The organism is Streptomyces sp. NPDC059785, from assembly GCF_042732375.1.
GTDB lineage: Bacteria > Actinomycetota > Actinomycetes > Streptomycetales > Streptomycetaceae > Streptomyces.
This window is the reverse complement of the sequence record NZ_JBHWHV010000008.1, coordinates 39,448-63,417: the sequence shown is the minus strand read 5'-3', so window position 1 is coordinate 63,417 and position 23,970 is coordinate 39,448. Positions and strand designations below refer to the sequence as shown.

The following is a 23,970-nucleotide window of genomic DNA, read 5'->3' as shown; positions in this document are numbered from 1 at the left end:
GCGGCAGGGGTTCAGTCTTCGTCGTCCGTCTCGCCGGTGCTGCCGGCGGTGAGGCTGTCGACCTCTTCGAAACTCTGGAGCAGCGTTTGCGCGTCGATCGCGTCCAGGTTCTTGTCCTTGGTCTTGTTCGCCTCGTCGATGGTGTCGGTGAGCGCTTCCTTCAGCTCCTTGAAGAGGTCCATCTGGTCACCGAGCAGGGTGTCGATGGCCTCGGCCGCGGTGCGGATGTCCTCGATCAGCGTCGGCCCCGAGACCAGGGTGTCCTTGGTCATCTTGCCGATGCGCAGGAGCTGCTGGCTCTGGTCGAGGTTGGTCTCGGTGGTGTGCCCGTCGATGAGGTCGCCGAGCGGGCGGACGCCGGACCCGTCGCCCTCCTCGCGGTGCTTCTTCGCGGACTTGTAGACCGGCTGCACCTCGTTGTCCCGGAAGTTCTCCATCTGCTTGAGGTCGAAATGCTTGACGTCGGCCTTGTTGTCGGCCATGGGACGCCTCCTGCTGCTCGTACCGACGGGTGGGGGGACCTGGCGGGCCCGCCTCGCTGAAGGCGGGCCCGTCAGGGCGCCCCATCAGGGGCGCGGGGAACGGCGCGACCAGCCACAACGGACCCGCAGCCGAAGCACCGGTGTCACAGCGGAGCGCTACCGCGCACGCACGCTGCCCCAGTTGTCGGCGCTCTTGCGCTCGTCACGGGAGTGGTTGTCGTGGATGGTCTGGATCAGCTCGCCGTTGTCGCCGAGGAGCTGGGCCATCCGCTTGGTGGCCGCGTCCCACTCCGCCTGTACCTGGATGTACGTCTCCTGGTCCGCACCTTCCCAGGAGCTGACGAGCGGCTTCAGCTCGTCCTCCAGGCGGTTGAGGGTGTTGATGATCTGCTTGGTCTGGTCCATCAGCTCTTCGATGGCATTGCGGACCTTGGGGTACTGAACGTCGATGATGCCGTCGGCCATGACGTCTCCTCTCGGACGGCCGGGCGCCTGGGCCCGGCGGCCCGCGGAGCACGGCCGCACCGGGGAAAGGGGGGCTCGTGCCGCGGGTGGGGGGTGGGGTGGGTCAGCTCAGCGCTTCGAAGACGCCCTGGCTGGTCTTGCTGTTGAGGACCTCGGTCAGGTCCTGGTTCTCCTTCGCCAGGCGGTTGGCGGAGGTGACGTTCTCCTGGAGCGCGTCGATCATCTTGCTGATCTGGACGACCACCGTCTGAGCCTCGGTGTTCCAGCTGCGGAAGAGCTTCAGCAGGGCCTGGCCCTCGTCACCGCCGACGCCGGAACGCGAGGCGATCTCGGAGACGTTGTTCTGGATTTTCTCGACCTGGTCCCGGGCCGTCTCCAGTGAGGAGACACCTCCCAAGCCCTTGGCATAGTCCGCTTTCCTTGCGGCGCTGTCCGCCATGTCGCGCTCCCTTCGTTCAGCAGGCGCATCTCGTCGCACCGTTACCCGATGAGGCTAAAGAGAATCACGCGTTCCACGCAACGCGTGCTGGGGAAGATTTGAGCTTCGCGGGCACCTCAGAATTCGTCCGCGGCAACGGAGTTGTCCGTTTGTTTCCGCAGGATGAACACACGGCGACCGTGCGGACGGCCCCGGGGCACGAACTGTTCGCCGGGCAACACGGGCAGGAAACGGGCGCGTGGAGCCTGCGAACGGTCACCGGTTAGCGGACGCAGGTCCGTACGGCCCGTTCGCGGGATATGACGGGCTCCGGCCGCCGCATTCTTTGAGCTTCTCCTGAGGTTTCGCCGCCTTATCCGAACACGGTGACCACACCAACTCGGTTCAGTATGCACCGAGTTGGCGAGCGGCATTCCACAGGCCGTCCCTTTACCTTTTCTTCGTCACCTTTCGCGCTCCTCGCCGGAATCAGCGCGAGGTGTCCGCTGCGCCCGTGTTGCCCGCCTCGCCTTCCTTGTCCGCCCCGGCGCCGGCTCCGCCCGCACCCGGTTCCCCGGCGCTACCCGGCGCCCCCACGGCGTCCGCCTTCCCGGGTGCGTCCGCTTTCCCGGGCTCGTCCGCCTTCCCGTCGCCGGTGTCGCACTTCGGCGCCGTCACCCCGGGCTCCGACGTGCCCGTGGCGGCGGCCGGGTCCAGGTCCGCGCCGGTCGGCAGGGCCGCGAGCAGCGGCGCCGGGACCGAGCCGATGTCCTCGGCCGTGTAACCGAGCGCCGCCAGCGACTCCTTGCCGGTGACCCGGTACTTCACGCCGTTCTCGGCCACCAGGTAGGTGGTGCCCGCATGTGCGGCGCCGCTCGCGTTCAGGGCCCTGACCAGGGCGCCGTGTCCGGGCCGTACGACCGTGGCGTCCGTGGGGACGCAGGCGTCCACCAGCGGATCGGCGGTGCCCGCCGACACCGCGACCGGCGCGAGATCCGTCAGCGGGACCAGCACCGAGCTGATCCGGGCGCCGCCGTCGTCGCCGTCCACCTGCGCGCACAGCGCGCTGCCGCGCGGCACGGTCTGCGGGTCCGGCGGCGCGTCCGGCAGTTCGTCGGAGCCGGCCGTGCCCGCGTCCTTCGCCCGGTGCTCGCGCAGCGCGTCCGCGCCGACCGTGCGCACCTCGGGCGACTTGCCCTGGTAGGCGTCCTTCTGGGTGGCCGGGTCGCCGAGCACCAGGGCGGCGCCGAGCCGGGTCAGCGGCACCAGGCCGTCCTTGCGCAGCAGTTGGTAGCTGCTGTCGCCGCCGGGCACGCTGACCTTGAAGAGCTGGCCGATCCGGCTGGCCTCGCCGCCGATCTCGGGGCCCTCGTCGCCGCGTCCCTCGACCTCGGGCGGGCTCAGCTCGGGCCCCGGCGCCAGCGCGTCCAGGAAGGCCGCCGTGACCGGGACCGGCTCCTGGGACCCGTAACCGAGGGCGTTGCGGGCGTCGGAGTCGGCGTCCAGCGGCAGCCGGCTGCCCTGCCAGACCAGGTACTCGGTGTCGTCGGGGCCGCTCACCAGCACGCCCTTGTCGGCGGCGACGCCGGTGGCGTCCAGCGGTGCTCCGGCGACCACGGTGGTGGCCTTCGGCTTGTCCACTCCGCTGGTGGCCACGGCGCCCGAGGTGTCGGGCAGCGCCCCTTCGGGCCCGGTGACGCACATGTGCCAGGCGCCGGTGTCGAGCTGGCCCGACTCGGGCACGGCGTCCGGGGCGCCGGTGATGCCGACCGGGGAGCCCACCGGGACGCCCTGTAGCGAGGCGGTGCGGACGTCGGAGGTCTCCAGGTCCGAGCCGCCGATCAGCCGCGCGGAGGCGAAGTTGCGCACCGGGTGCAGTACGCCGTCGGTGCCGGTCCACAGGTAACGGGCGCCGGTGTCGCGGTTGACCACCAGGTGTTCACCGTCGCGCCAGCCGTCGTTCCCGCCGGGGCGCAGCAGACCGTAGACGGTGGCGCCCGCGCCGATCAGGACGGTCACCAGGACGCCGAAGACGACACCGCGGGTGGTGCGCCCGAGCGGGCTCTCCGGGGCGTCCGGGTCGGCCGTCAGCAGGCCCGAGCTGAGCCTGCCCATCATGAATGTGTGGGCGTGTACCTGGTCCCGCTTGGACTGCACGGCCTCTCCTCAACTCGTATCCGATGTCCCGCTCGCGGGTGCGCGCCGCGCCCGTGCGCAGGCGTTCGCGCGGATGTGCTGCGCGCCTGTGCGCAGACGCTCAGCCGAACAGGCCGCGCAGCCAGCCGAACAGGCCCGCCACCCACAGGGTGAGCGGCAGCAGCGCGACGGCCAGAAAGGTGTGCGCGATCTCGGCGGCCCGGCCCCAGTACGGCAGCATCCGGCGGCCCGGGACCGTCCAGGCGGCGACGACGAGTCCGGCCGCGCCGGCCAGCATCACCGCGAGCACCACCACGCGCAGGTCACCGGTGCTGTCCGTCATCCAGGCGCGGGCGAGCAGCAGCAGCCCCCAGATGCCGGGCACGGCCAGGCTCAGCCGCTGGCCGATGTGCACCAGGCCGCGGCTGTGCAGGAGCAGCAGCAGGCTGAGCGCGGCGGCGGTCAGCACCTCGGGCAGGCTGGGGTGTTCGGCGAGGACGACCAGGGTGGCCGCGGTGACGGTGCCGGTGGCGGCGAACAGCGCGGTGACCCAGCGTCCGGCCAGTTCGGTGCGCTCGGCGACCTCGTCGCCCGCGTAGGGCTCGATGCCCTCCTGGAGCTGGCCCGCGGAGGACGGCAGCGCGGGCATCCGCATCCCGGCCAGCTTGAACGCGAACGGTGCCACCACTCCGGCGGCGAGCGCGATCACCGCCGCGACCAGCGCCATCGCGGCCGGCACGGTCAGCCCTGTGTAGCCGAACAGCACCCCGGCGACGGCGGCGGCCACCGAGACGACCGCGGTGGCCAGCAGGGCGGGGGCGCCGACCGCGGTGGCGGCGAGCGCGAGGACCGCGCCGCCCGCGCCGGCCGCGCCCGCGGCGAGCAGCCGCGCGCCCGCGACCCGGGCCGCGTCCGGTCCGGTCAGGTCGCCGCCGGGCAGCAGCCAGCCAGCCAGCGCCAGACAGGGCGCGACCAGCAGGCCGAGCACGGTCGCGGAGAGCCGGTCGCCGACCGCGCGGCTGGCCGATCCGGCGCCCGCGAGCAGCAGCAGCCCGATCACGGCGGCGCAGGCCGCACGGGCCGAGCCGGAGCCCAGCGCCCCGGGCCAGAGCAGCAGTACGAGGGCGGCGAGCACGATCGCCACCGCGGTGCCGAGGAGCAGTCCGCGGGCGGCCCCCGGGTGCCAGGTGTGCAGTTTCCTGGCCGCGGTGTCGGCTATCCCGTCCACCAGGTCGTCGAGCCGGGCCTCGGGCAGCGCCTCGGTGTGCGGGCGCAGGTAGAGCACGTCGCCGTCGGCGAGCCCGGCGCGGGTGAGGGTGGTCTCCTCGTCGAGCGGGGCGTCGCCGAGCCGCTGGAGCACCCAGCCCGCGTGGTCGAGTCCGGCCTCCTCGGCCTCCTCGCCGACGTAGCGCAGCAGCGTGGGCAGGAGATCGGCGACCGGCACGTCGGCGGGCACGGCCAGATCGACGGAGACGCTAGGCGCACGTACGGTCAGGCGGCACAGTTCGGCCACCGCGCTGTCGGTCATCAGCTGAACTCTCGTCTTCCGTGGGGGGCTTTACCGGAGGACTTCTCCGGCACTTCCCCGGAACAGGGGGATGTGCGAAGAGTACGGAAGACCCGTGCGGGCCGGAACGGGGGGCCGGGTACGGGAATTGGGGCCCGTACGCACGGCGACCGCCTCTCCCGCGTGGACAGGGCGCGTTCCGTGAATGCAGACTACTGCCTGCGCCCACCGATTCGTGCTGCGGCCCTGGCCCCTGGTCCGGGACGGAGTTGAACGTCAGGGAGTTGCCCGTCGCCTGCTTTCCCCTGGAACTTTCACGCGGCGTTCACAGCCCCGTCCGGTGCCCGGAGAATCAGCGTGGTGCGGTCTTTCCCGATGCCGGGAGCACCGACCCGCCGCTATGCCGGTATGCCGGTATTCGGCACGGGCCGGAAAGTCAGTGAAACCGGAGGTTCTGTTCCTTGAGTGTCGTGCTGTTTCGCCGACCGGCCCGCAGGCGCGGACCCGAGATGCCCGAAGGGCAATTGACCCTCCAGGAACCTCCGGTCCTCGCCGAGACGGTGCCGGACACCTCGGCGATATGGACCTATTTGCCGATGGCGCTGATGTCGGTGTCCATGATGCTGATGTTCCTGCGCTCCGGCGGCAGCGGCAACGGCGTCCTCATGTACCTGGCGATCGGCGTCATGGCGCTGTCCGCCGGTGCCATGCTCCTTGGCCAGCTGATGCGCCGCTCCGGCGAGCGCAAGCAGCGCCTGAAGGGCGAACGCCGCGACTACCTCCGCTATCTGGCGCAGACCCGCAAGCGGGTCAGGGCCACCATCACGGAGCAGCAGCGGGCGCTCGCCTGGCGCCACCCGGAGCCCTCCTCGCTCCGTGCGCTGGCCCGCACCACACGGCTGTGGGAGCGGCGTCCGGCCGACGAGGACTTCGGCGAGGTGCGGCTCGCGGTCGGTGAGCAGCAGCTCGCGCTCGCCCTGAACCCGGTCTCCACCCGCCCGGTGGAGGACCTCGAACCGCTCTGCGCACACGCCCTGCGCCGCTTCATCCGCGCCTACTCCACCATCCCCGAGCAGCCCCTCGGCCTCTACCTGCGCTCCTCGGCACGGGTCCTGCTGCGCCCCGAGGAAGCCTCCGGCGAGACACCGGCCGAAGCCCCCGCCGAGAGCGGCGCCGCGGACCCGGGCCCGGAGGCGGTACGCGCCCTGGTGCGCGCCATGATCGGCCAGCTCGCGGTCTTCCACGCGCCCGAGGAGCTGTGGCTCGTCTTCTGCGTCAGCGACGAGCGGCGGCCCGACTGGGAGTGGGCCAAGTGGCTGCCGCACACGCTGCACCCGCACGAGGAGGACGGCTCGGGGCAGGTCCGCCGGATCACCGCCGACCTCACCGAGCTGGACGACCTGCTCGGCGCCGAGTTCGCCGAGCGCCCCGGCTTCGACCCGGACGCCCGCCCCGGCCGCGACGAGCCGTACACGGTCGTCGTCCTGGACGGCGTCACCGTCCCCGAGGGCCACCGCTGGGCCGGGCACGGCTACCGCAACGCCCTGATCCTCGACATCTCCGGGGCGCTGCCCTGGAAGCCGGGGCGCAACACGCTGCGGCTGAGCGTCGGGCCCGACCGGGTGAGCCTGGCGCGCACCGACCGCAGCCGCAAGGAGCGTTCCGTACCGCTCGGCCGCCCCGACCGGCTCGGTCCGCTCGGCGCGGAGTCCCTGGCCCGGCTGCTCACCCCGCGCCGGATGAGCCTGGGCACCGACATCGCGCAGCCGCTGGACAGCGACGTCGAGCTGACCACCCTGCTCGGCATCCCGGACCTGCACCGGCACGACCCGCGCACCCTCTTCGAGCGGCACACCGGCTCGTCCCGGCTGCGGGTGCCGATCGCGGTCGGCGTGGACGGCCGCCCGGTGGAGCTCGACATCAAGGAGTCCGCGCAAGGAGGTGCGGGCCCGCACGGCATGCTGATCGGCGCCACCGGCTCCGGCAAGAGCGAGCTGCTGCGCACCCTCGTCCTCGGCCTCGCCCTGACCAACTCCTCCGAGACGCTGAACTTCGTCCTGGTCGACTTCAAGGGCGGCGCCACCTTCCTCGGCCTGGAGGAGCTGCCGCACACCTCCGCCGTCATCACCAACCTCGCCGACGAGGTCGCCCTGGTGGAGCGCATGCAGGACGCCCTGCACGGCGAGCTCATCCGCCGCCAGGAACTGCTGCGCGCCGCGGGCAACTACACCTCGGCCCTGGAGTACGAGCGGGCCCGCGCCGCCGGTGCGGACCTCGCCCCGCTGCCCAGCCTGTTCGTGGTGGTCGACGAGTTCAGCGAGCTGCTGTCCACGCACCGGGAGTTCATGGACCTGTTCGTGATGATCGGCCGGCTCGGCCGCTCCCTCGGCGTGCACCTGCTGCTGGCCTCGCAGCGCCTGGACGAGGGCCGCATGCACCAGCTGGAGAGCCACCTGTCGTACCGCATCGGTCTGCGCACGTTCTCCGCCATGGAGAGCCGGGGCGTGCTCGGCGTGCCGGACGCCTACGAGCTGCCCGCCCAGCCCGGCAGCGGCTACCTCAAGTCCGGCATGGAGTCCCTGACCCGGTTCCGCGCCGCCTACTCCTCCGGTACGTACCGGCGCCGCACCGGCGCGGTCGTGCAGGCCCGGGTGGCCAGCCAGGTGGTGCCGTACACCAGCGGCTGGGTGGTGCCGCGCACCATCGAGGCGGCGCCCGAGCCGGAGCCGGAGGTCACCGAGACCGGCGACGAGGAGACCCTGCTCGCCGTCGCCCTCGACCGGCTGCGCGACTCCGGGCCCGCCGCCCACCAGGTGTGGCTGCCGCCGCTCGGCGAACCGGCCTCGCTGGACGTCCTGCTGCCCGGTCTCGCGCCCGACCCCGAGCGCGGTCTCACCGCGGCCGGCTGGTCCGGTACCGGCAAGCTGCGGGTCCCGGTCGGCCTGGTGGACAAGCCCTTCGAGCAGCGCCGCGACCCGCTGGTCGTGGACCTGTCCGGGGCCGGCGGCCACGTCGCGATCGCGGGCGGCTCGCAGAGCGGCAAGTCCACCCTCGCCCGCACCCTGATCACCGCGCTCGCCCTCACCCACACCCCGGCCGAGGTCCAGTTCTACTGCCTCGACTTCGGCGGCGGCGGTCTCTCGCAGCTCGCCGGGCTCCCGCACGTCGGCGGCGTCGCGGCCCGCCTCAACCCCGAGCGGGTGCACCGGGCCGTCTTCGAGGTGATGACGCTGCTGGCCCGCCGCGAGCAGTTCTTCGTGGACCACGCCCTGGACTCGATGCAGTCCTACCGCCGCCGCCGGGCCGCCGGGGAGTTCCCCGACGAGCCGTTCGGCGACGTGTTCATGGTGGTCGACGGCTGGTCCACGGTCCGCCAGGACTACGACGACCTGATACCGAGGTTCAACGAGATCGCCGCCCGCGGCCTCAACTACGGCATCCACCTGCTGGTCACCACCACCCGCTGGGTGGAGCTGTCCGCGCAGGTCCGCGACCAGTCGGCGACCCGGCTCGAACTGCGGATGGGTGACCCGATGGACTCCGAGATCGACACCCGCAAGGCCCGTTCGGTGCCGCGCAGCGGCGGTCGCGGCATCACCGCCGACAGCAAGATGCACTTCCTGGCGGGCCTGCCCCGCCTTGACGGCAGCGGCTCCCTCGAAGACCTCGGCGACGGCGTCAAGCACCTGGTCTCCGAGGTCTCCCGGCACTGGAAGGGCGCCCCCGCCCCGCAGGTGCGGATGCTGCCGCACCGGCTGCCGCTCGCCGAACTCCCCGCGCCCGAGGCCACCGAGGGCGGCGGCATGCGCCTCCCGCTCGGCATCGACCAGGACGCCCTGGAACCGGTCTGGCACGACTTCAGCCGCACCCCGCACCTGATCGTGGTCGGCGACACCGAGAGCGGCAAGACCAACCTGCTGCGCCGTGTCACCCAGGGCATCACCGCCCGCTACGCCCCCAGCGAGGCGAAGATCATCGTGGTGGACTACCGGCGTACGCTGGTGGACTCCATCCCCGAGGAGTACCGCATCGGGCACGTGATCTCCCTGGACAACCTCAAGGAGACGATCGACGGCGCGGCCCGCGCGATCAAGACCCGGGTCCCCGGCGCGGACATCGCACCGGCCCGGATGCGCCAGTGCGACTGGTGGACCGGCCCGCGCCTGTTCATCCTTGTCGACGACTACGACATGGTCGTCGGCAGCAGCACCTTCCAGAACCCCTTCGAGCCGCTCTTCGAGCACCTGACGCTCGGCTACGAGACGGGTCTGCACCTGATCGTGGCGCGCAGCGCCATGGGCGCGGGCCGCGGTCTCAGTGACGGCCTCGTCCGCCGTCTCGACGAGGCCAACAACCCGGCCGTCGTGCTCTCCTGCCCGCCCACCGAGGGCCGCCTCTTCGGCGACGCCAAGCCCCTCAACCTGCCGCCGGGCCGGGCCCTGCACATCGCCCGCCGCCGGGCCCGCCTGATGCAGACGGCGCTGGTGGAGGAGGGCTGAGCGGAGCCGACCGTACGGACCGGAAACGGCGGTGGGGGCCACCTGAAGAAAGGTGGCCCCCACCGCCGTTTCCGGTCTCCGCCCGCCGTTACCGGGTGCCGCCCACCGTTACCGTGTGCCGCCCGCTGTTTCCCGGCCGGACGCCACCCCCGCGCCCGAGCCCCACCCGCTACTTCCCGGCCGGACGCCACCCCCGCGCCCGAGCCCCACCCGCTACTTCCCGGCCGGACGCCAGCCCCGCGCCCGAGCCCGCGGCAGGACGAACGCACCCCACAGCACCGCGAGCACACCGGCCGTGCCGAGGATGACGAACAGGGTCGCGCGGCCCATGGCGCGGTCGGCGGACGACGTGTCCCGGACGGTGACCGGCTCCGCGGCCTGCTCGGCCTTGGCCGGGGCACCGGAGCCCGCGTCGCCGAGGACCGTGGTGACGGCGGCGTACGGGTCGAGCTGCGGGATGTCGGCCGGGTACGCGGTCGCGGTCAGCCGCCGGGCGACGGCGTCCGCCGAGTCGTCGGGGTGGGTGGCGCGGACCACCGCGGCGGCCCCGGCGGCGTAGGCGGCGGCCACCGAGGCGCCGCCGCCCAGGTAGTGGCCGTCGCCGCGCGGACCGCCGGAGACCACCCCGGCGCCGGGTGCGGCCAGGTCGATGCCGGTGGTGGGCAGCGCGGTGTCCGGGCGGGTGCCCGCGGGCAGCATGTCGGCGACCGAGAGGACCCCGGCTTCACCGGCCGGCCAGTACGTACGGGACGGGGTCTCGTCGGAACTGTTGTTGGTGGTCGGGTCCGGAGCGGCGGCGGCGACCACCACCGCACCCGCCTTCCGGGCGTCGGCGACGGCCTGGGTCAGCGCCGAGTCACGCTTCGTCAGGGCCACCCCGACCGCGATCACGTCGGCCTTGGCCTCGATCGCCTGCCGCACGGCCTGTACGACCAGGTCGGCGCTCGCCTGCCCGCGCTCGTCGGTGCCGCGCAGGGCGAGGATCTTCGCGCCCGGGGCGACCCCGGCGAGGCGCGGGCTGTCCCCGCCGTCCCCGGCGATCAGCCCGGCCAGGAAGGTGCCGTGCCCGACGCAGTCGTCCCCGGCGGTGCCCTCGGCCGTGACCCGGCCGTCGAGCCCGGCGGCGCCGGTCGCCACCCCGGTGTCGATCAGCGCGACCGTGACGCCCGTACCGGTGCTGTACTGGTGCAGCCGGTCCAGGTCGAGGCGCTGGCGCGACCAGTCCTGCTTCTTGGCCTGCTCCTTGGACGCGGCGGTGCACGTCACGTCGTCGGCGTCCGGGTCGAACGCGGGTGGCATGGCGGGCAGTTCCTGCGCCTTGCCCCCGTCGGCCGCCGGGAGAGCCGCGGGCAGGCCGGCGACCGGGGCGGAGACGGGCGGCGCAGCTTGGGCCGCGGCGGCCGTGGCGCCCGTAGCAGCCGTGGTGGCCGTAGCAGCCGTGGCTCCCGTGGACAGCAGCAGCGCGGCGGCGAGCCCGGCGCCGGTCAGCAGACGGGCGGCAGGCAGCGGACGGGCCGCGGGCAGCGAACGGGCGGGGGCGACGGCCGCGGCCGGTCGGCGGGCAGCCCCGGAAGCAGCGCCATGGGCAGCCCCGGAAGCGGCTCCGTGGGCGGCGCCGGAAGCGGCGCCATGGGCGGTCGCGCGGGCGGCCCCGCGAGCGGGCCGCCTCACTGCTGGACCGCCTTCGGAGCCACGGCGACGACGTCCTCGGGCAGGAGGATGCGCAGGTCGTCCAGGGTCGGCGCGGCCAGCGAACTGAGCCGCCCCGCCTGCCGGGTGATCATCGACTCGACCACCTGGCGCGCCGAGCGCGCGTTGCCGAAGGACCGGTCCCGTGGCAGCGCCTCGAAGTACTCCTTGAGCACGGGCCCGGTGCCGGGCCCGCACTCGTAGCCCATGCTCGCGGCCTGGGAACGCACGATGGTGACCAGTTCCTCGGAGGAGTAGTCCGCGAAGGCGACCCGGCGCGGGAAGCGGGAGGCCAGACCCGGGTTGGAGGCGAGGAAGCGCTCCATCTCGTCGGTGTAGCCCGCGACGATCACGACCACCTCGTCCCGGTGGTCCTCCATCAGCTTCAGCAGCGTGTCCACCGCCTCCTGGCCGAAGTCGTTGCCGCCGCCGCGCGGGGTGAGGGTGTACGCCTCGTCGATGAACAGCACACCGCCCCGGGCCCGTTCGAAGACCTCGCGGGTGAGCTGCGCGGTGTGGCCGATGTACCGGCCGACCAGGTCGGCGCGGGCCGCCTCGATGAGCTGACCCCGCTCCAGGATACCGAGCTGGGTCAGGATCTCCCCGTAGAGGCGGGCGACGGTGGTCTTGCCGGTGCCGGGCGGGCCGGTGAAGACCAGGTGGTGGCTGAGCGACGGCACCGGAAGACCGGCGGCGGCCCGGTGCCGGGCGGTGGTGATGAGGTTGACCAGGTCGGCGACGTCGCGCTTCACCTCGGCCAGACCGATCATGTCGCCGAGGCGGGTCAGCGGGTCGTCGGCCGGGACCGCGGTGTCGGTGGCCTGCGCGGCGGCGGTGGCGGAGACGTCCTCCGGCAGCAGCAGCCGCAGATCACGCTCGCCGACCGTCTGGAGGGTGGCGAGCCGGACCGCCTGCCGGTCCACCATCTCCTCGAACACGCCGCGCGCGGCACGGCCGTTGCCGAAGCCCGCGTCCCGCGGCATCGCCTCGAAGTGCGCGGCCAGCGCCTCGGCGGTGCCCTCGCCCAGCTCGTACTGGTGCTGGGCGCACATGCTCTCCATGATCGCGACCAGCTCGGGCACCGAGTAGTTCTCGAACTCGACGCTCCGCGAGAAGCGGGAGGCGAGACCCGGGTTGGAGGCGAGGAACTTCTCCATCTCGCCGGTGTACCCGGCGACGATCACGACCGTCTCGTCCCGGTGGTCCTCCATCAGCTTCAGCAGCGTGTCCACCGCCTCGCGGCCGAAGTCGGCGCCGCCGTTGCCACTGTCGGAGGTCAGCGTGTACGCCTCGTCGATGAACAGCACCCCGCCGAGCGCCCGCTGGAAGGTGTCGGTGGTCTTGATCGCCGTACCGCCGACGACCTGCGCGACCAGGTCGGCGCGGGAGACCTCCACGAGGTGCCCGCTGCGCAGCGAACCGAGTTCGGCGAGGATCGCCCCGTAGAGGCGGGCCACGGTCGTCTTACCGGTACCGGGCGGACCGGCGAAGATCAGATGCCGGCTCATCGGCGGGGCGGACATGCCCAGTTGTTCACGCCGTTGCGCGAGCTGGGTCAGATTGACCAGCGTACGCACCTGTTGCTTGACGTTCTCCAGGCCGATCAGCGAGTTGAGGGCGCCGAGCGGGCCGTCCGCGCGGTCCGGCGGAGGCGCGTCCGCGGCACCGGACCCGGCCGGGTCGGTGTTCTCCGCGCTGCCGCTGCCCCAGGCGTCACGCTTGCCGTTGTCGTTGCTGGTCAGCCCCTCCACGGCGAGCCGTTCGCCGGGCGCCGTCTGCACCAGGCCGCCGCCCTCGTTCTCCCGGGCGATGCAGTTCACGATCGAGACCGGCGCGGTGGACTCCACCCGGAAGCCGTCCTGGGCGCCGCCGCTGACCTCGCAGCCGCTGAGCGAGGCGAGCGCGCCCTCGTGGAGCAGGAAGCCGTGCCCCTGCGCGGCGTGCACCGTGGTCCGGTTGGCGGTCAGCTCACCGCCGCCCGCGACCACCACCCCCTCCTCCCCGGATATCTCGATCCGGAAGTCGCGGACGGTGACGTTGCCGCCGTCCTCCACGACCAGGCCGCTGGTGGCGGTGTCGGAGACCCCGCCGCCGGCCAGGTAGAGCGTGCTGCCGGAGGCCACCCGCACGCCGGCGCCCTTGGGCCGTACGATCTCGCAGTCCTCGGCGCGGCCACGGGCGTCCTTGCTCGCGGCGATGCCGTCACCGGAGGGCTCGACGAGTCTCGCCCGGCGCAGCAGCGGATTGGCGCCGCCGCGCACGGAGACGGCGGGCGCACCGCCGATGACCTCGAGCCGGTCCAGTTCGGCCGCGGAGTCCTCCTCCAGCAGCAGCCCGGTCTGCTCGCAGTCACGGACCGTCAGACCGGTCAGCGCGGGCGAGGCGGCTCCGGCGACCCGCAGCGCCACGCCCTGCGCGCCGTCCACCCAGCAGTCCTCGAAGGTGCCGCGCGCCCGGTCGGTGACCAGCACGCCGTGGCCCCTGGTGCGCGAGACCCGGCAGCGGCGCAGCACCGGGTCGGTGCCCTGGGCCAGCGCGATGCCGTTCCCGGAGGCGCCGGTGACCCGGACGTCCTCCAGGGTCGTACGGCCCGCGCTGCTCAGGTGCACGCCCGTGCTGGTGTCGTGCACCACGGTGCGGGTCACCGTGAGGGTGCAGTTCTGCTCCAGGGCGATGGAGGGCTTGTCGGTGGAGGAGATGTCGCAGTCCTCGACGGTGCCGCGGGCCTCGCCGTTGGCCAGTACGCCGTTGCCGCGGGCGTCGCGCACGGTGCAGCCGCGCATCCGGGCCTCGCCCTGCTCGGCGACGACCAGACCGCTGGTGCCCAGGTGCTCCAGGGTGCAGGACTCCACGGTGGTGGGCGTGGTCGAGGTGACCACGATGCCCGCGCCCTGCGAGTTGCTGACCCGGCACTCGCGCAGCGCGAGGGAGCCCGTGCCCCCGGCCAGTACGGCGGTCCAGGCGGCGCCGATGATCTCGCAGCCGTCGAGCGCGGCCTGCCCGCGCCGCACGTCCACGGCCGGCTGCTCGGCGTCGCCGCCGCGCAGGGTGAGTTCGGCGAGCATCACGGCGTCGGCGCGCAGCGAGAGCACGCTGCCCGTACGCGGCCGGATCTCGACCGTTCCCCGGCCCTCGGCGGCGGTGAGGGTGACCCGGGTGTGGATCACCAGGTTCTCCGCGTACGTCCCGGGCCGGACGCTGATCAGCGCGCCGGTACGGGCAGCCGAGAGCGCCTCACCGATCGTCCGGTAACGGTCCTGGTCCCCGGGACCGACCGTCAGTACCTGGCGCGACACGCACCAACCTCCTTGCTCAGGCGGCGTCCGAAGCCGGCGCCCCACCTCGCCGGGGGCGCGGGCCGGCGAGCCGACGGTGCCATCATGCCTTGCCCTCGTGGCGGGCGGGTTTCGGGAGCGGTGCTCCCGGTCTGAACGGACGGGGTGCCCCCCGTTGTCGAGCGGGAGCGGTCGGGAGCGATCGGCGCTCCCGTCCTGGAACGTCCGGCGCTCCCGTCCTGGAACGTCCGGCGCTCCCGTCCTGGAACGTCCGGCGCTCCCGTTCCGGAGCGTCCGGCGGTCAGACGCTCCACTTCTGGTTGTCGGCGCCGGTGCAGCGGAACAGTTGCAGCGCCGCCCGGTTGTCCCGGTTGCCGTCCTTGATGTCGACGCACATGCCGACGACGGTGTTGACCAGGTCGTGGGCCTCGTTCAGCACGAACTGCTGCGCGTCGTTGCCGTTGCACCAGGCGATCTGGATGGGTGTGGTGTTGCTGAAGTTCGCGTTGGCCACGTCGAGGCACTTGCCCTGGATGCGGATCGTGCCGTCGGAGGCGAACTGCCACTTCTGCGCGACGGCGTTGTTGCAGTCCCACATCTGGAGCGCTTTGCCGTCGCTGAAGTCGCCGCCGGGTACGTCGAGGCAGCGCCCGTTGAGATGGCTGCGCAGGGCCATGGGCGCGCTGAAGGTCACGGCACCGGCCTTGGACGCCTGGTTGCTCCCGCTGCCCGACGTCTTCTTGGACGACTTCTTCTCACCGGTGTCCTTCTTGGCCGCGCTGCCGCCGTCGTCCTTGCCCTCCGCCGAGGCGCTCGGCGTCGACTTCTCCGCGGACGCACCGGACTTGCCGGCGTCGGCGGACTTCTTCGGACTCTCCGAGACACCGCCGTCCGAGGGGCTGCTGTCGGGCGTACTCGCGGCGAAGTCTCCCGGCGAGTCCTGCCCACCGCCGCCGAGCACGGTCTCGGCCGCGGTCGGCACCTTGCGGCCGTCGTCGTCGTGGTCTCCGCCGAGCACCAGGAACGGCACCGACACGAGCAGCGCGCCCGCGACGGTGGCCCCGGCGAGCACGGCCCGGTTCGGCCGCCCCACGGGACCGGCCTCCGCCTGGGGCCGGTCGATGGCGGTGGCGGTCATGGTCCGCACGAAGGCGGGCAGCCGGCTCTTGGACTCGGCGGCGGATTCGGCGTCCGCGTCAGGAGCGGGGTCGGCGGTTTCCGGGGCGGAGGCGGTTTCGGCGTGGGCCGCGGTGCCGGTCTGAACCTCGGTCCCGGCACCGGTGTCAGCAGCGGCCTCGGGCTCGGCCTTCTCGGCCTTCTCGGTCTTCTCGGCCTTCTCGGTCTTCTCGGTCTTCTCGGCCTTCTCGGTCTTCTCGGCCTTCGCCGCTACGGGTTCGGGCTCGGCGGCAGCCGCGGCTGCCGGGCCGGCCGGGACCGGGGCGGCCTTCTCCTCGCCGTCGGAAGAGGTCTCGGCCTGTGCAGCGGCGGATGAGGGGGAAGTGGGGGGCTGGTGGGCCGAACGCGTCACGGGTTCCTCCCTGTGATGTGGGGCCAGGGTTCAGGGGAGTTGTCGGTCCGGTCCGCGGAGGAGGTCGTGGGGGCCGCGGCCGGAGGAACGGTGTGATCCGGCGAGCCGGGAGAGTTCTGGGAGGAGTCGGGAAGACTGTCCGCCGGTACGAGAAGGGGGGCCGCGGCCCCGGCGTTGACCATCAGCCGCGTGCCGGAACCGCTCAGCGAACGGCTCAGTTCCCGTACCGATGTCCGGTCATGGTGAAGTGCCTCGGACATGAACTCGTGCTCCGCCGAGGTGAAGACGAGCACCACCGGCGCCCCGTCCCGCCCGGCGGCCATGAGCGGCAGGCCGTCCGGCCCGCGCACCATGGTGACGTCCGCCTCCGCGAGTACGGCGAGGGCGTCGTCCACGGAGCCGTAACCGGTGGCGGCCCGCTGTGCCGCCGCGTCGACCGGATCGGTGGGCTCGGGCCAGCCGAGCATCCGCGCCGAGGGCCGGTACGCGGGGTTGGCGCGGTACTCGCTCACGCCCCCGCTGTCGTCCGACTGCCACTCCCCCAGCACCGCCCACTCGGGCGGCGTCCGCTCCTCGGTCCACTCGGGATCCACGACACCGATCCAGTGCCCGGGCGCACGGCGGGCGGCGTCCTTGACGGCCTGGGGTATCTCGGGCGGATCGGTGGCCTCGGCGGCATCGGCGGCGGAGGGCATCTTCACCTGAACTCTTGGGGCGGTACGGGCGGCATGCGCGCACGCAAGCACGATTCGGATCAAGAAGTCAACAGCATGCCATACGGCCCCTGTCGGCAGCGGCCCGGGGAAGGCCCGTATCGCCCTCCGGCCTGCCCGTTTCCTGCCCGACCGGAGAACTTTTGGGAAACAGTCAGGCGTGGCCGGACAAAGCGCCGTGACGGTTGGGACGAGAGGGCGACCGTTGCTCAAGCGACGGGCTAAGTTGGGCACCCCCGAGGAGGAGTACCCGATGTCCCCCCACAACGAGACTCCGGGCGCGGAAGGCGCGGCCGAAGCGGAAGGCGCGACCGAAGCGGCCGGCGCTCCCGGCGCTTCCGGTGCTTCCGGCGGCGGCGTGAACGCGAAGGCTGCCGCCGCTCCCGCGGAGAAGACCGGACGGTCGTCCGAGCCGTCCGAGTCGCCCGAGCCGTCCGCGCCCAGCGCACCGGACGAAAAGGCCGAGAAGGCCGAGGGAACCGAGGAGGCCGAGAAGGCCGGCAAGGCACCGAAGTCGTCACCACAACCGCAGCCGCCTGCCGAGTCGGAGACGAGCACAACCTCAGCGGAAGAACCCGCCGCAGCCACCGCACCCGCGGCACCCGCGGCACCCGTCGCCGACACCGCCGAGGCGTCCGATCAGAAGGCCGTCGCGGTCGCGGTGGCCGCCGCGACGCCGCCGCCGGACACCAAGTCCGGCACCGGCGTCGACGGCGGACGCCCCCGCAAACCGGTCCTGGCGGGAGCGGCGATAGCCGGCGCCGCCCTGATCGCCATACCGCTGCTGCTGGCCGGAAGCGGGCACGACGAGGACCGCCACGACACCGCCAAGGGCGTGAGCGCGGACACGGTCCTGAACCCGAACACCGCCCCCGCCGACCTCGAGGACTACGTGGCGGGGAAGTCGAGCCCGTCGCCGGAGAAGAAGAAGGCGAAGAAGAGCGCGGCTCCCAGCACCTCCGCCCCCGCCGCGCCCGCACCGGAGCCCACGCCGAGCAAGACGCCCGAGGCGAAGAAGAGCAAGTCCGCGCCGAAGAAGGCCGAGAAGCCGAACTGGACCACCGAGACGGTGTCCGCGCCCAGCACGCTCGAGGTCAACCAGGCGTGGACCACGAACCGCATCCGCCTGGTGATGCAGACGGACGGCAACCTGGTCGTCTACAACGAGAAGGGCAAGCCGATCTGGGCGACGATGACCTTCGGCGACAACTACCACGCGACCTTCCAGAACGACGGCAACCTCGTGGTCTACACCCCGGACAACCGCCCGGTCTGGGCCTCCCGGACAGACGGCCACGAGGGCGCCCAACTGATCCTGAGAGCCGACGCGAAGGTGGTCATCGTGCAGAACGGCGGGGTTCTCTGGTCGACCTGACCGCCCCGTTGCCCGGTCGGACGCCCAACTGCCCGCGTCCGGCCGCCGGCTGACTCACCGCACAGCGTCGTGAGTGGCTGGACAGGCTTTGAGGTCGCCGGTCAAGACGATCACCTGGTCGATCCGGCCGTCCCGCAGGTGCACCATGTCCGTCCCCCCGCAGTCAGGACCGCCGCCCGGTGTGCTCGGCGTCCGGTGTGCTCGGCCTACGAAGTGAGTGCCTGGCACAGAAGCTCCGTCACGTAAGTATCGGAGGAGACGTCGAAGGTGTACTGCCAGACGGCACGACGGCCCGGACCGGGGGAGATCAGGCTCAAGGGCGCCGACATCAGCGCGCCCGCTTCTCCAGGTCCGCCAGCAGATCGTCGAGCACCGTCTCCTCCTCGACCCGGACTCCGTGTTCCGTGAGGGCGACGGCCAGGGCCGGATCCCATGGAGTCGCCGCGGACGCTCCTGCCAGCTCCTGCGGCTCGGCCACCTTGCACACGGCCGCTCGGTAGTCGGCCGCTCCGTACCGCCACGGCCGCCACGCGACACCTCGCCCCAGGGCCGTGGCGATGCGCATCCCGCCCCAGTCGAAGTCACCGTGGTAGAGGATTTCGGCCCCCTGCGCGGACAAGGCACGCAGCAGTGTCAGCGCGGCGGCCGAGGGCTGCCCCTGAAGGCACGCCAGGGGTGGGCACGCGGGGCCGAGGGCGTCGGCCGCGGCTGACAGGACGGCCGGGTTCTCACACACGTGCACGACACCTGTTCCCGAGAGGACAACGCCTTGAGCGTGGCGGGTGAGGGACCGCAGCGTCAGGACCGCGGGCTCTCCCGCGTCGGCCGTCCAGTCGAGGGCCGGTGTGCCCCTGAGGTTGAGGGTCAGAACCGTGGACGACACGTCGTCCTTGAGCAAGCCTGCCGAGGCCCAGGCTTCCCTTCGCCACTCGGCACCGGAACCGTCGGGAAACCCCGTGAGGCACCGGAGCCCTGACAGGACGAGAGCGGCGAGCGGTGTCCCCTCGTCCAGGGCATGGGCGCCGGAGAGATGGCGTGCCGCGAACGTCGCACGCGACGTCGGGGGAACCGCGGGCAGCGCGCGCAGCGCCCGGACGGCGGCGGTGACCAGCGGACCAGCGGCTTCCGGTGTACGCGCGAGCCGTCGTACGTAACCGTCCTCGCGTATCCGGTCCGCCCACTCGGCCAGCCCGGCGTCCAGGGCGTCGAGCGGGCCGTACGCCTCCTGCCAGGCTCGTTCCCGCCTGCCGCGTACCTCCGCGTGCACGGCGACGGGTCCGGTCAGTGCCACCACCGCGGCCTCCAGCCCGCCAGGACTGACACCGGAGTCGCGCAGGATCGCGTCCACCGCGTCCAGGCGTACGGTGAGGGACCGGCCCGCGCCCGGGGTGCGTCCCAGAAGACGCTCGGCGGCCCGGCGCTGGAGTTCGTCCGGGTGCGCCAGGGTGACCGTGCCGGTGAGCGGTCTGCCGGAGGCCATCCGCTGACGGACGCGTTCCAGGAACCAGGCGAGGCCGGCGTCCCCGAGCAGCCGTCCGAGGCGCGCGGCGTCGACCTGTCCGCCGGTCGTGGGCTGCGGATCGGCCGAGGACCGCGGAACCGGAGGATTCACGTCCACAGGGACCCCTGTTCGCTGGTGCCGTCCGCGCCACCGGTACATGTCCCGCCGGTGGCCGTTCCTGCCGCGCCACCGGTACGTGTCTCCACGGTGGCCGGTCCCACCGCGTCGCCGCCGTCGCCGCCGTCGCCGCCCTCCCGTACCCGTACGTGGCCGTCCGCCTGGCTGGGGATCGCCGCCGCGCGCGTGGTCGCGCCGGGCTCGGGGCCGCGCCGCCGGTCGCTGCCGTCCCATTCCCAGCGGGTCACCAGGACGGCGTCGATGTCGTCGACGCGGGAGAGCTGTGCGATGGCGATGCCGGGGACCTGCGGGTAGCAGGCCCACTCCCGTTCGCTGGTCATGACGACGTCGAGGTCGAACGCGCGCAGCAGGCCCAGGCACTTGGCGCGCGAGTCGTCGTCCACTCCGGCGAACGCCTCGTCCAGGGTGACCAGACGCAGTGCGTGCGCGCCGCCCGCGCTCGCGTAGTGGGAGGACGCCGCGGCGAAGAGGGGCACGGACGCCGCGAGGACGCGTTCGCCGCCGGAGGCGGGTCCGGTGGCCGGTACCCACTTGCCGTGCTGGTGGCGCTCGACACCGAACTCGTGCCAGGCCCGGTAGTCGAGGGCGGCGGTCAGATCCTCCTGCCAGCTGCCGGAGCTGTCGTCGGCCTGGCGGCGCGCGATCTGTTCCTGGAGGAACGCGCCGACCGCGGTCCGGTCCTGCGGCGACCAGGCGTCGGCGGACTGGCGCAGCCGCTCCCGGGCCTGGGCCAGCCCCTGCGGGGCCCGGCGGGAGGCCCGCCACACCAGGCGCAGCTTCATCCCGGTCGAGGTCGGCCGCTCCTCGAGTTCCCGGTTCATCGCGCGTACCTGACGTTCGGCGGCTCCGATCAGCTCCTGGAGCGTCCCGGCGACCTCGGTGATCAGATGCGTCTCCAGGATCTCCCGTTCGTGCGCCGACAGGATGCGGGTCAGTTCGGCGACCTCCGTGGCCAGGGCTTCGGCGAGTTCGGGCACGGCGCGCTGCCGTCCCTGGTAGACGATGTCGACCCGCATGCCGTCCTCGCTCGGACGGGCGGTCGCGGTGTGACCGTGCCGGGACAACGCGTCCTGGAGCCGGCCGAACTCCTCGCTCAGCCGCTTCTGTACGCGTTCCCAGGCCGCGTCCGAGTCGTCGGTGGCCGAGAGCCGGGACTCGACGGCACGGGCGAGGCTCACGGCTGGGGTCGCCGCCCACGTTCCGCCGTCGTCGTCCGGTACGGCGAGGTCGGGGAGGGCGACGGCGAGCAGCCCCGTCGAGACGAACCGCTGGAGCGCCGCGACGGCGCGCTCACGCGCGGCCGTGGCGTCCGTGACGTCCTCGGCGAGCCGCTCGATGCGCCCCTCGGCATGACCGGCTCGGCGGTCGGCCTCGCGGATGTCCGACTGAGCACGCTGCCGTTCGGTCTCGCAGACGCGTACGGCCGCCGCGGTCTCCTCCAGCCGCCGCTGGAGTTCGGCGACGGCCGCTCCGACGGTGGAGCGGAGCGTCCGCAGGCGTTCGTCCGCCGCGGCGGCGAGACCGGTCGCTTCCGTGGTGCGTTCGGCGAGTTCAGCAACGAGCAGTTCGGCCCGATCGGTCTCGGCCTGCTCCCCGGTGACCGTCTGTTCGGCGTCCGCGCGCTCACGCAGGGCGGGCCACAGCGCCGCGAGGTGGGCGATGTGATCGGCGAGCGCCTGCCGCACGCGGCCCAGCCCTTCCCGGTCGGCGGGGAGGTTCACAGCGGCCGCCGTCTCGCCGAGTTCGGCTGCCGCGCGGTCGGCCTCGCCTGTCGCGCGGGCCAGTTCCGTGGCCCGCTCCCGCTGCCGGGTACGGGCCCGCCGCACCGCGTCGGCCGCCGCGATGACCCGTGCGTGGGCGTGGCGCAGGTCGTCCTCGCCCGGTACGGCGGTGAGTTCGGCGTCGAGCACGCGACGGCGCCCGGCCACCGCGCGCAGCGCCTCGGCCAGCTCCTCACGCTCGGCCGCCAACGCCGTCCGCTCGGCGTGCAGTTCGCCGATCCGGGTGCGCCGGGCCTGTTCCCGCGCTCCTTCCCCCACGTACTGGGCGCTGTCCTTGCCCCAGCTGCCGGTCAGCGCGCCGACGCGGAAGCGCCCGTCCGTGGCGACCCAGGTGCGGTTACCGCCCTCCCCGCCGGCCAGCCCGAGGGAGGCCAGCAGGCGCAGGACCGTCTGTTCCCCCACGGCGGCGGCTCCCACGTCCGCGTGGTCGACCGCGGGACACAGCACACGGTCGAGACCGCCGCCTGGCGGGTCCAGGGGATCCAGAGGTTCGAGCAGCACGTCGTGCCCGTCGTCCGCCGCGACCGCGGAACCGTCCGGCCGTACCCAGGCGTCGAGCAGCCCCGACGCTTCCAGCGCGGCCTCCAGTCCGGCCCGTTCGGCCTCGGTGACGTGCGGGCGGAAGTCCACGAGCCGCCACAGCGGGGCCCCGAGACCACGTTCCCGGACGTCGGAGGTGCGCGTGTACGGCGCCGACGGACCGCGCTGCCCACCCGTTTCGAGCGCGGTCAGTTCCTGTGCCACCGACCGCTGCCGCTCCGTCACGGCCGCCTCGCGATGGGCCAGGGCGGCGGCCCGGTCGGCCAGCCCGGAAGCGAGAGCGCGGTGCGTCTCGGCAGCGGCCGTACGTGCCGGGTGAGGGCCCTGAACGCCGCTCACCCAGCCCTGCACCGCGTCCAGGACCCCCGGCAGCCCTGGCACCCGCAACTCCGCGCACCCCGAGAGGTGCTCGCGTACGGCCGCGACAAGCTCGCGCCCCGCTTCCGCGATGCTTTCCTCCGCCTCGGCCAGCAGTTCCCCGCTGTGCACGGCCTCCTCGTCGGCCTCGTCCGCGCGCAGCCGGGCGGCTCTGCGGGTCTCCTCGGCCCGCTCTGCCCGTACGGCGAGGGCTTCCACGTGTTCGACGGCGCGCCGTCTGCTCGCCGTCGCCTCGTCCGCCGCGCGGCGCAGGACCGTGAAGGGTGCTCCCTCGGTGCGCGGAACATCGAGCCGGGCGGCCCCGGCGCTCTCCGCCACCCGGCCCAGGATGTCGTCCAGTGTCTCCTGCCCGGCGGTGAGCCGGTTCGTCGCGGTGGCGAGCCGGCCCAGGGCCCGGGTGTGAGCCTGAGCCGCCGTCAGCCGGTCGGCCTCGGACCGCGCCAGGTCCGCCGCCGTGCGGGAGGCGTCGGCCGAGGCCTGGTCGAGCGCACGGGCGTCACGCATCTCAGGGCCGCCTCGCAGGGCCGCATCCTGCGCGGTGAGCCGCGCCGCCCGTTCGTCGAGCACCGCTGCCCTCTCCTGGGCCTCGGTCCGGTCCGCCACGGCCGCTTCCCGGTCGCCCTGCGCCTTCACCAGCTCCCGCTGGAGGTGTTCGTAGCGGGCGTGTTCGGTGCGGGGCAGACGGGCCCGGCGCCGGGAGGCGATAAGGGCGTAGCGACGGTAGTAGCCGAGGAATCCCGAGGACGCCTGTTCGGCCTCGCGCGCGGCCCGCAGTTCCTCCTTCTCCTCGTCCAGCGACCTGAACGCCTCCGCCGCGTCGGCGACGACCGCCTGGTCCATCGGCGGCAGCGCCTCGGTCAGCGCCCGGGACAGGGCGGCTTCGTTCGGCCGCTTGGACAGCTGGGGCTGACGCAGCTGGATGAGGAGGTCGACGAGAGCGCCGTAGCGCCGCTCCCCCAGCCCGAAGAGGGCTTCGTCGACCGCTCGGCGGTACGTCTTCGCGGTGTCGTACACCATGCCGCGACTGCCGACCGCCTCCGCGAGCCGGTCGCGCGACAGGGCGGTGCCGGTCGCGTCGAGCAGGTCGAGTCCGGCGCCGATCCGCTGCTCGGTCACCGCGAACCAGTGGCGGGCGATGCCGCGTCCGGCGACGGCCTTCAGTCCGCACAGCAGCGTGCGGAAACGGGGTTCCCCCGTTGTCTCGTCGAGCCGTCCGAACTCGATCCACGTGTAGCCGAGCCGTTCCGGGTGCGGGTGCTCACCGCCGAGCAGCAGATTCCACTCCATCCGCTTGCCGGGATCACCGTCGGGCTCGACCCGGCGCGCGGAGAGATCCCCGTCGAGCAGGAACGGCAGGGTGAGGGCGAGCACCTTCGACTTGCCCGTGCCGTTGTTCCCGCGCAGCAGCAGCCGGCCGTCGCGGAACCAGAATTCCTCGACGTCGTAGTGGAACAGGTCGACGAGCCCGATGCGCAGGGGCCGCCACCGGCCGGGGGCGGGGAAGGGGAGTGCGTGGCCGGGCGAGGCGGTGGGGATGCGGTTCAC

At 73.1% G+C, this 23,970-nt stretch carries 13 protein-coding genes; 2 read left to right on the top strand and 11 right to left on the bottom strand.

Annotated features, from left to right (window positions below):
• Positions 1-11: 11 nt before the first annotated feature.
• The 5 genes from ACFV6E_RS08555 to eccD form a co-directional block, all read right to left on the bottom strand.
• Complete coding sequence (locus ACFV6E_RS08555) at positions 12-482, bottom strand: type VII secretion system-associated protein (RefSeq protein WP_385161792.1); 471 nt, start codon at positions 480-482, stop codon at positions 12-14.
• Between the two features lie 156 nt (positions 483-638).
• Positions 639-947: a WXG100 family type VII secretion target gene (locus ACFV6E_RS08550; protein ID WP_385161794.1), complete on the bottom strand. Its 309-nt coding sequence runs from the start codon at positions 945-947 to the stop codon at positions 639-641.
• Between the two features lie 103 nt (positions 948-1,050).
• On the bottom strand, positions 1,051-1,386 hold the full coding sequence (locus ACFV6E_RS08545; protein ID WP_385161796.1) for a hypothetical protein: 336 nt from the start codon (positions 1,384-1,386) through the stop codon (positions 1,051-1,053).
• Positions 1,387-1,854: 468 nt separating this feature from the next.
• Positions 1,855-3,522, bottom strand: coding sequence for a type VII secretion protein EccB (eccB, locus tag ACFV6E_RS08540; protein WP_385460073.1), 1,668 nt, complete (start codon positions 3,520-3,522; stop codon positions 1,855-1,857).
• Between the two features lie 100 nt (positions 3,523-3,622).
• Entirely contained in the window at positions 3,623-5,029 is a 1,407-nt protein-coding gene (gene eccD / locus ACFV6E_RS08535) for a type VII secretion integral membrane protein EccD (protein ID WP_385161800.1), read from the bottom strand.
• A 488-nt stretch (positions 5,030-5,517) separates the two neighbouring features.
• On the opposite strand from eccD, the gene eccCa reads away from it, so the two are divergent.
• Positions 5,518-9,507, top strand: a complete 3,990-nt coding sequence (eccCa, locus tag ACFV6E_RS08530; protein ID WP_385460071.1) for a type VII secretion protein EccCa — start codon at positions 5,518-5,520, stop codon at positions 9,505-9,507.
• A 213-nt stretch (positions 9,508-9,720) separates the two neighbouring features.
• On the opposite strand, the gene ACFV6E_RS08525 is transcribed toward eccCa, so the two are convergent.
• The 4 genes from ACFV6E_RS08525 to ACFV6E_RS08510 all read right to left on the bottom strand — a co-directional run bounded on the left by ACFV6E_RS08525 (position 9,721) and on the right by ACFV6E_RS08510 (position 16,694).
• Positions 9,721-11,013, bottom strand: a complete 1,293-nt coding sequence (locus ACFV6E_RS08525) for a S8 family serine peptidase (protein ID WP_385460171.1) — start codon at positions 11,011-11,013, stop codon at positions 9,721-9,723.
• Between the two features lie 161 nt (positions 11,014-11,174).
• Positions 11,175-14,492 carry a right-handed parallel beta-helix repeat-containing protein gene (locus tag ACFV6E_RS08520; RefSeq protein WP_385460069.1) on the bottom strand — a complete coding sequence of 1,106 codons (3,318 nt, stop codon included), beginning with the start codon at positions 14,490-14,492 and terminating at the stop codon, positions 11,175-11,177.
• Positions 14,493-14,772: 280 nt separating this feature from the next.
• The gene (locus tag ACFV6E_RS08515) at positions 14,773-15,999 is read right to left on the bottom strand and encodes a ricin-type beta-trefoil lectin domain protein (RefSeq protein ID WP_385460067.1); all 1,227 of its coding nucleotides are present in this window, start codon (positions 15,997-15,999) and stop codon (positions 14,773-14,775) included.
• Complete coding sequence (locus ACFV6E_RS08510; RefSeq protein ID WP_385159818.1) at positions 15,996-16,694, bottom strand: type VII secretion system-associated protein; 699 nt, start codon at positions 16,692-16,694, stop codon at positions 15,996-15,998. Before ACFV6E_RS08510 ends, ACFV6E_RS08515 begins: the two co-directional genes overlap by 4 nt.
• 271 nt (positions 16,695-16,965) lie before the next feature.
• On the opposite strand from ACFV6E_RS08510, the gene ACFV6E_RS08505 reads away from it, so the two are divergent.
• Positions 16,966-18,087, top strand: a complete 1,122-nt coding sequence (locus ACFV6E_RS08505) for a mannose-binding protein (RefSeq protein WP_385460065.1) — start codon at positions 16,966-16,968, stop codon at positions 18,085-18,087.
• A 328-nt stretch (positions 18,088-18,415) separates the two neighbouring features.
• Here the strand turns inward: ACFV6E_RS08505 and ACFV6E_RS08500 are convergent, their stop codons facing one another.
• Both ACFV6E_RS08500 and ACFV6E_RS08495 read right to left on the bottom strand, forming a co-directional pair.
• On the bottom strand, positions 18,416-19,699 hold the full coding sequence (locus ACFV6E_RS08500) for a TIGR02679 family protein (protein WP_385460063.1): 1,284 nt from the start codon (positions 19,697-19,699) through the stop codon (positions 18,416-18,418).
• The gene (locus ACFV6E_RS08495) at positions 19,696-23,970 is read right to left on the bottom strand and encodes a TIGR02680 family protein (protein ID WP_385460061.1); all 4,275 of its coding nucleotides are present in this window, start codon (positions 23,968-23,970) and stop codon (positions 19,696-19,698) included. The genes ACFV6E_RS08500 and ACFV6E_RS08495 overlap by 4 nt, the downstream gene beginning before the upstream one ends.

Bases quoted from the DNA above. Each gene is read 5' to 3' on its own strand.
- ACFV6E_RS08555 (WP_385161792.1), bottom strand. From the start codon at position 482: ATGGCCGACAACAAGGCCGACGTCAAGCATTTCGACCTCAAGCAGATG.
- ACFV6E_RS08550 (WP_385161794.1), bottom strand. From the start codon at position 947: ATGGCCGACGGCATCATCGACGTTCAGTACCCCAAGGTCCGCAATGCC.
- ACFV6E_RS08545 (WP_385161796.1), bottom strand. From the start codon at position 1,386: ATGGCGGACAGCGCCGCAAGGAAAGCGGACTATGCCAAGGGCTTGGGA.
- eccD (WP_385161800.1), bottom strand. From the start codon at position 5,029: ATGACCGACAGCGCGGTGGCCGAACTGTGCCGCCTGACCGTACGTGCG.
- eccCa (WP_385460071.1), top strand. From the start codon at position 5,518: ATGCCCGAAGGGCAATTGACCCTCCAGGAACCTCCGGTCCTCGCCGAG.
- ACFV6E_RS08510 (WP_385159818.1), bottom strand. From the start codon at position 16,694: ATGCCCTCCGCCGCCGATGCCGCCGAGGCCACCGATCCGCCCGAGATA.
- ACFV6E_RS08505 (WP_385460065.1), top strand. From the start codon at position 16,966: ATGTCCCCCCACAACGAGACTCCGGGCGCGGAAGGCGCGGCCGAAGCG.